This is a genomic window from Candidatus Beckwithbacteria bacterium, from assembly GCA_026397255.1.
Classification (GTDB): Bacteria; Patescibacteriota; Microgenomatia; order UBA1400; family CG1-02-47-37; genus JAPLVF01.
Map to the genome: position 1 here is coordinate 66,478 of JAPLVF010000011.1, position 8,030 is coordinate 74,507.

An 8,030-nucleotide genomic window follows, 5' to 3' on the forward strand; every position below is an offset into this window, starting at 1 on the left:
TGATATAGTCTGACGCAGATATTGGTAGTTGACGGTACTATGGCTGGGGGGATACTGTTTATTTTGACACTGTCGGTAGTGTTCTTTTTTTCACAGCCGCCGGAGGCGAGCCAAATATGAAATGCCCATTTTGTAATCAGCCTCAGTCTTCCGTCCTGGAATCACGGGATAGCGAGGATAATCAAGTAACCCGCCGGAGACGCGAGTGCGAAACCTGTCATAAACGGTTTACTACCTACGAAAGAGTAGAGGGTCCGCAGTTGGTGGTGATTAAAAAAGACAGAAGCCGGGAGAATTTTGATCGGGAGAAAATCAGACGGGGAATTAGCCGCGCCTGCGAAAAGCGATCAGTGAGCACAGATTTATTAGAAGAGATTATCGACAATGTGGAAAAAGAAATGTTAAAGAAAAAAGGCAATGAGATTTCCAGCCGACTGATTGGTAATGCCGTGTTAAAACAATTGAAAAAAATTGACAAAGTGGCCTATGTCAGATTTGCCAGTGTGTATCTGGATTTTGACGATATTGAAGATTTTACATCTTTAGTTAAGGAAATTAAATGAAAAAATTAAAATTATCAGATAACGCTTTAACGGTGTTAACCAAGCGAGATTATTTGAAACGGGATAAAGACGGAAGGATTACAGAGACTCCGGAACAAATGTTTAGGCGGGTGGCTAAGGCGATTGCAGGAAAAGATAAAGAATGGGAGGAAAGATTTTTCCAAGCAATGGCTAATTTGGAGTTTTTACCGAACTCGCCGACATTGATGCACGCGGGGACGAAGTTTAACCAGCTGTCGGCTTGTTTTGTGCTGCCGCTTCAAGATAGTCTGGAAAGCATTTTTAAAACCATGGAACACACAGCGACGATTGCCCGCACCGGCGGCGGAGTGGGGATTCCTTTGTCAAACTTGAGGCCAAGAGGGTCAAAGGTCAGGTCAACTGGCGGGATTACTTCCGGGCCGATTTCCTTTTTACAATTGTTTAACCAAGTAGCCAACGTAATTAATGAAGGTTCCAGCCGGCGGGTGGCTCTCATGGCGGTCATGAATGTGCAACATCCGGATATCATGGACTTTGTTTTTGCCAAAGGAACGGAAGATGAGATTACCAATTTTAATATTTCGGTCGGGGCAACCGATGCTTTCATGAAGGCGGCAGTTAACAACAAAGATTATGAGTTAAGGATGCCGAAAACCGAAGAGGTAGTGAAGAAAATTTCGGCCAGACGGATTTTAGACATGATTACTTTCCAAGCCTGGAAAACGGCCGATCCGGGCATGGTTTTCTTAGACAGAATGAATGCGAAAAGTCCGGTGAACCATTTGGGCGAGATTCAGACAACCAATCCTTGCGGTGAGCAGCCACTACTGCCTTATGAAAGCTGTAATTTGGGCTCGATTAATTTATCTAAATGCCTAAAAGAATCGGCCAAAGGCCGACACGAAGTGAATTGGCAGAAATTAGAAAAATTAATCAGGTTAGGGGTGAGATTTTTAGATGACGTGATTGATGTTTGTACTTATCCGATTGAAGAAATTGAGCTGATGAGCCGGCGGACGAGGAAAATCGGTTTGGGAGTGATGGGGTTTGCGGACGCCTTGACGCTTTTAAATATTGCTTATGCTTCCAATGAAGGATTGAAAACGGCCGAGAGATTGTCGAAGTTTATTCACGACACGGCAGTGAGCGAGTCCAAATTCTTAGCCAAAGAAAGAGGGTCCTTTCCGGCATTTAAGGGTAGTGCCTGGGAAAAACAAGGGTTTAGCGGGATGCGCAATTCGACGGTCAACACGGTGGCGCCGACCGGAACAATTTCGATTATTGCTGATTGTTCCAGCGGGATCGAGCCGTTGTTTGCTTTGTCATATGTGCGGAAAAATATTTTAGATGTGAATAATACCGAGTTGGTGGAAACGAATAAGTTGTTTGAGAAAGCAGCCAAGCAAAAGAAATTTTATTCGGCAAAATTAATGCGGCAAATCAGCGAGACCGGCGGAATTGATGGCTTAAAGGGTGTACCAGGGCAGTTTAAAGATTTATTTAAGGTCAGCCATGAGATTGATTGGTCCTGGCACGTGAAGATGCAGGCGGCCTGGCAGAAATATATTGACGCGGCGGTTTCTAAAACAATTAACATGTCTTCGAGTGCGACGCCGGATGATGTGCGGGAAGCCTATATTTTGGCTTATGAGACTGGCTGTAAAGGGATTACAGTTTACCGTGATGGCAGTAAAAGCCGGCAGGTGTTGAATGTAGGAATAACTAAGAGTGCCACTCAGCAGATTATTGATGATAACCGGAAATGGGTGGGGAATGGACACCGAGAGGAAGAATTGTGCCCGGAATGCGGCGGTGAGTTAACGTTTAAAGAAGGTTGTGCGACTTGTTTAGCTTGCGGCTATTCAAGATGCACAGTGTCATGAAAATAATCGAACCGAAACAATCAGCGATGGCGTTAGAGATTACCAGAAAGCGTTATTTGATGACTGATCGGAAGGGTAGACCGATTGAGACGACCGGAGAAATGTTGTGGCGGGTGGCCCAGCATATGGCCAAATTTGAGGAAGATAGAAAAATTGCAGAAGCATTTTATGAGCGAATGGTAGAGAAAAAATTTGTGTGTTCAGGCAAGGCGATGTTTGAGGCCGGCAACCCGGGCGGTACCGGCCAGCTGGCGGCCTGTTTTGTACTGCCGATTGAAGATTCAATTGACTCAATTTTTAAAACTTTGGGCGAGGCGGCGGTGATCCATAAAAATAACGGGGGAACAGGATTTAACTTTAGCAAAATACGGCCGCACGGCGACAAGGTAAAAAATGTGCCGGGAGCGGCATCCGGGCCAGTGGATTTTATTAAAGCGTTTTCGGCGGCTTTATCCAAGATTTTACAGGGAGCAAAACGGCAGGGGGCCAATATTGCGATTTTGAATGCCGACCATCCGGATATTGAAGAGTTTATCAAAATGAAGATTGAAGACGGGACAATTAAAAATTTCAACGTCTCGGTGGGGGCGACGGACGGGTTTATGAAAGCGGTTCTCAATAAAAAGCCGTGGCGGTTAATTAACCCGCGGACGAAAGAAGCAGTAAAAACAATCAGGGCAGATAAATTATTTGAGTTAATCTGTCAACTGACATGGCAGACGGCCGATCCGGGAATGGCATTTTTAGACAGGATGGAGAGGGATAATCCGACGCCGACTTTAGGGAAAATTGAAGCAACCAACCCTTGTGGGGAAATTCCGTTACTAGCCTATGAAAGCTGTAATTTGGGCTCGATTAATTTATCAGAACACCTCAAAAATGGGGTGGTAGACTGGACAGAACTAAAAAAAACCGTGCATTTAGGAGTGAGGTTTTTGGATAACATGATTGAAGTAAATTACTATCCTTTGGAGGCGGTGGAACGAATGGTTAAGGATGGAAACAGAAGAATCGGTTTAGGGGTAATGGGGTTTAGCCATTTGCTGTATAAATTAGGTATTGCTTATAACAGTGAGGCGGCGGTAAAGTTGGCCGAGAAAGTGGCTAAATTTATCCGACAGGAAGCGGATAAAGCCACGGAACAATTAGGGAAAGAAAGGGGTAATTTTGGCAATTACGATGTATCAATTTATGCCGGAAGTGGAAAAAATAGAAGAAATTGCGCCACGACCATGATTGCCCCGACGGGAACAATTTCGATGTTTGCCGATTGTTCCAGCGGAGTTGAGCCGGTGTTTGCTTTAACCACCACCAGGAAGACTTTTTTTGAAGACAGTCGGAAAAACAGTTCGACTAAAGAAATGACAATGGTCGATCCGGCGTACCAGGAGTATAAAAATAAATATGACAAAAATGTGTTTGTGACAGCGCACGAAATCGGTTGGCAATGGCATGTTAAAGTGCAGGCGGCCTGGCAAAAGTATTTTGATAATTCTGTTTCCAAGACAATTAATTTCCCCAAAACCGCGACCGTGGACGAAGTAAAAAAAGCATATTTAACGGCTTGGAAGTTGGGCTGTAAAGGGATTACGGTTTACCGCGACGGCAGTAAGGACGATCAGGTGTTGAATAAGAGCGTTCCGCCAGCTGGCGGATGTCCGGAATGCGGGGAAGAGTTAGAAATTAAAGAAGGCTGTCAGACATGTAGAAACTGCGGTTTTAGTAAGTGTAGTTTATGACAGATTTAACTAAAATTAAAAAACGAGATGGGCGGATAGTGGCATTTGAAGAGGCTAAGATTATTTTGGCTATTATGAAGGCTTTGAGTGCGATTGGAGAAGTACAAGGGGAGATAAAACGAAGAAATGAGGCGGAGAGACTAACTAAAATTGTGATTACGATTGTGAAAAAAGGGATAAACGGGGAGATTCCGACAGTGGAACAGGTACAGGACGTGGTAGAGCAAGTGTTAATGGCGGCCGGCCATTACGAAGTGGCCAAGGCCTATATTCTTTACAGGGAAAAACACCAAAAAGTCAGAAAAGTTAAAGAAATTTTGGGAGTGAAAGACGATGTGGGCTTAAGCACGAATCAACTAAAGGTTTTGGAAAACCGATTTTTACGGCATGATGAGTCCGGGAAGGTAACGGAGACTCCAGGGCAGCTGTTCAGGCGAGTGGCGAAGTTTGTTGCCTCCGCCGACGCTAAAGCTGTGGCGGACAAGTGGGAAGAGAAATTTTATGAGGTAATTTCAAAGATGGAGTTTGTGCCGGCAGGATGTTATTTTAGGGGCGCGGGAACAAAGTCGGCGATGCTGGCGAATTGTTTTGTGCTGCCGATTGAAGACAACATGGAGGCGATTTTTGACAGTGTTAAATATTTAGCCTTGGTCCAGCAAGCGGGTGGGGGAACGGGTTTTAATTTTTCCAAATTGCGGCCCAAAGGCGATTATGTTAAAAGTTCCGGTGGCTTTGCTACCGGGCCAGTGTCTTTCATGAAAGTATTTGATGCGGCGACCGGGCAGGTAATGCAGGGCGGTTACCGGATGGGGGCGAATATGGGAATTTTGAATGTTGACCACCCGGACATTATGGAATTTATTACCTGTAAAACAGAAGAAGGAGAGATTAGTAATTTTAATATTTCGGTTGGGGCGACGGACGGGTTTATGAAAGCGGTCAAGGCAGATAAAGATTTTCATTTAAGAAACCCGAGAAATAGAGAAGTGGTACAAACAATTAAAGCCAGGCAATTGTTTAACCAAATTGTGACTTTGGCTTGGAAGACCGGTGATCCGGGGATGATTTTCTTGGACAAGATTAATAAAGACAATCCGGTGTTAAAAACTTTGGGGCCGCTTCAGGCAACTAATCCCTGCGGGGAACAGCCGCTGCACCCGTTTGATGTGTGTAACCTGGGATCAATAAATCTGGCCAGATTTATTGTAAGTAATCAAAGTAGCAAAGGTAGTAAAAGTAAAATTAACTGGGAGAGATTAGAACAAGTGACGAGAATTGCCGTACGCTTTCTGGATGACGGGGTCGATGCCAGCCGTTACCCTTTGGAACAAATAGCGAAAATGGCCCAAGCGAACCGGCGGATTGGCTTAGGGGTGATGGGTTGGGCGGACACGCTTTATCAATTGGGGATTGGCTATAACACGCAAGCAGGGGTAAAGTTAGCAGAAGAAGTGATGAATTTCGTAACCCAAACGGCGGTGGATGAATCGCAAAAACTAGGGAAGGAAAAAGGAGTGTTTAAAAACTGGAAAGGGAGCGAGTATGAAAAGCAGGGGATTAAACGGCGAAACTTGGCAGTGACCACAATTGCGCCGACAGGAACGATTTCCATGGTAGCTGATTGTTCTTCAGGGATTGAACCTGTGTTTGCCTTAAGTTACACCAAAAATGTCATTGACGACAATGGGTTAAGTTATGTTAATCCATATTTCAAAAAGGCGGTGGAGGCAACTAAATTAAACGAAGAACAGAAAAATGAGGCATATCAAAGGGTTGCTAAATCAGGTAATTGTCAGGAAATTGAGTATTTACCAGACTCAATTAAAAAAATCTTTATTACGGCTTATGATATTAGTCCGGAGTGGCACGTTCGGATGCAGGCAGCGTTTCAAAAATACACGGAAAATGCGGTTTCCAAAACGATTAATTTTCCCCAAAACGCCGGCATTGATGATGTAGAAAAGGCTTATTTATTAGCTTGGGAACTAGGTTGTAAAGGGATTACGATTTACCGGTCAGGCAGCAAAGATGTGCAGATACTAACAAATGACCAATTTTCAAAATCCAATTTACAAACATCAAAGAGAAAATTGATTATCCAAAGCAAGGTGAGAATTAAACCTTTGAAAGATGTTTGTCCGGAATGCGGGAGTGTGATGGAAATGGCCGAGGGGTGTTCGAAGTGTAGAAAATGCGGGTTTTCAAAATGTTCGGTGTAAAATGTTTTGGTTCGACAATACAATCTTTTCGTGCTCACGCGTTGCCCGATGGGCGCACATGATTGCGCGCGAAAATCTCGTATTTGTCTGCACCAATAATTTTTATGCAAATCATTTTGGCATCAGATTCTCCAAGAAGAAAGCAGTTGCTGGCGTTAATGGGTTTGGAGTTTAAGGCTATGAGTCATCGGGTTGATGAGAAAATTTTTTCCGTTAAAGATCCGGAAGAGTTAGTGGGGCAGTTGGCGATAGTAAAAGCATTGTCTGTGTCTGGTAATTTGGTGATCGCTTCAGATCTCGTGGTGAGCTTGGGAAATAAAATTATGGGTAAACCAAAAAATAAAAAACAAGCCAGAGAATTTTTGAAAGATTTGAGCGGGAAAACACATCGAGTTTGGTGTGGAATTTGCGTAAGCAATAAAGATAAAACTTTGATGAGCGTAGCAGTTAGCCAGGTGAAGATGAAAAAATACTCTGACGAAATTATTGAAAAATATATTAAAAAATTTCAAGTTTTGGATAAAGGTGGGGCGTACGCGATTCAGTTTGAACTAGCGGGCTATGGCAGTTTAGTGGCCAGTTTTAAAGGGGGGATTACCACAATTATCGGACTACCATTGGATCATTTGGAAAATTTATTAAATGAGTTTGGGGTAAAAGTAAAAAGTGATTGGAGAAAGAAGTGTAAAATAGAGACAGGCTATGAATACTAAGGGTTTAGTTTACGTATTTACTGGAAACGGCAAAGGAAAGACAAGCGTGGCGCTGGGGGTGGCAGTGCGGGCGGTTTGCGCCGGGAAAAAAGTCGGCTGGGTGAGTTGGTATAAGGAAGAGCGGTGGCCGATTAGTGAAAAAAAATTAAAACTAAAAAATTTAAAGATGTATTGGTTGGGAAAGGGATTTTACAAATTACCGACAGATCATGCTTCCCCGCAAAAGCACCGCGAAGCGGCGCTCGCGGGGCTAGCGCAAGCAAAGAAATTTTTGGGGAAAGTTGACGTGTTGATTTTGGATGAAGTGAATAATGCCGTCCATGATAAATTGATTAACCTAAGTGCTCTAATTAACCTAATTTCTAAGCGGGGAAAAACACATTTGATTTTGACAGGCAGGGGGGCTGCGAGGAGACTCCTCGCAGGCGCGGATTTGGTGACGGAGATGAAGAAAATCAAGCACCCGTTTGATAAAGGTATAAAGGCAGTTAAGGGTTTGGATTATTAGTGGTATTATTAAAACATGACTGCCCCAGCTGATGATTATCAAAAAACACCACAAAAATTCTCGGGAATAAGTGTTTCTCAAGGGAAGGAAAAATCCTCCTTCGCTGAAAGCTCCGACGGGACGAGGCAGGATAAAAATCCAATTACCGAATATACCAGAAACGTAGATTTGGAGCCGGAAGTGGAAGGCTGGCTGGAGAAATTGGAAAAAGAAGATACAAAACTACAGCAACCGGTTACGGATCAAACAACTGGCCAAACTGTTTTGGATGACAGTCAGCAACAAAAACCTGGTTTTAAGGTGGTATTGCCGATGACGAAAGACGAAGTAGAAAAAGGCTTACGTCATAAAATTATTGACAGCGTTAGGTGGTTGGCCGAATGGTGTATTAGAATGATTAAGATGTTCGGGGTAAAAGTGGCC

At 43.7% G+C, this 8,030-nt stretch carries 7 protein-coding genes; all 7 read left to right on the top strand.

The genetic code is table 11. From position 1 onward, the window contains the following. Positions 1 to 116 precede the first annotated feature (116 nt). The gene (gene nrdR / locus NTZ93_02345) at positions 117 to 563 is read left to right on the top strand and encodes a transcriptional regulator NrdR (protein ID MCX6816676.1); all 447 of its coding nucleotides are present in this window, start codon (positions 117 to 119) and stop codon (positions 561 to 563) included. Continuing rightward, entirely contained in the window at positions 560 to 2,428 is a 1,869-nt protein-coding gene (locus tag NTZ93_02350; GenBank protein ID MCX6816677.1) for an adenosylcobalamin-dependent ribonucleoside-diphosphate reductase, read from the top strand. The genes nrdR and NTZ93_02350 overlap by 4 nt, the downstream gene beginning before the upstream one ends. Continuing rightward, entirely contained in the window at positions 2,413 to 4,167 is a 1,755-nt protein-coding gene (locus tag NTZ93_02355) for an adenosylcobalamin-dependent ribonucleoside-diphosphate reductase (GenBank protein MCX6816678.1), read from the top strand. Before NTZ93_02350 ends, NTZ93_02355 begins: the two co-directional genes overlap by 16 nt. After that, a complete protein-coding gene (locus tag NTZ93_02360; protein MCX6816679.1) occupies positions 4,164 to 6,386 on the top strand; it encodes an adenosylcobalamin-dependent ribonucleoside-diphosphate reductase in 2,223 nt (740 codons plus the stop codon). The genes NTZ93_02355 and NTZ93_02360 overlap by 4 nt, the downstream gene beginning before the upstream one ends. Before the next feature lie 104 nt (positions 6,387 to 6,490). Continuing rightward, complete coding sequence (locus NTZ93_02365; GenBank protein MCX6816680.1) at positions 6,491 to 7,099, top strand: Maf family protein; 609 nt, start codon at positions 6,491 to 6,493, stop codon at positions 7,097 to 7,099. Beyond that, complete coding sequence (locus NTZ93_02370) at positions 7,089 to 7,607, top strand: cob(I)yrinic acid a,c-diamide adenosyltransferase (protein ID MCX6816681.1); 519 nt, start codon at positions 7,089 to 7,091, stop codon at positions 7,605 to 7,607. The genes NTZ93_02365 and NTZ93_02370 overlap by 11 nt, the downstream gene beginning before the upstream one ends. A 15-nt stretch (positions 7,608 to 7,622) precedes the next feature. Beyond that, the coding region (locus NTZ93_02375; protein ID MCX6816682.1) for a hypothetical protein at positions 7,623 to 8,030 on the top strand (408 nt) is incomplete at its 3' end.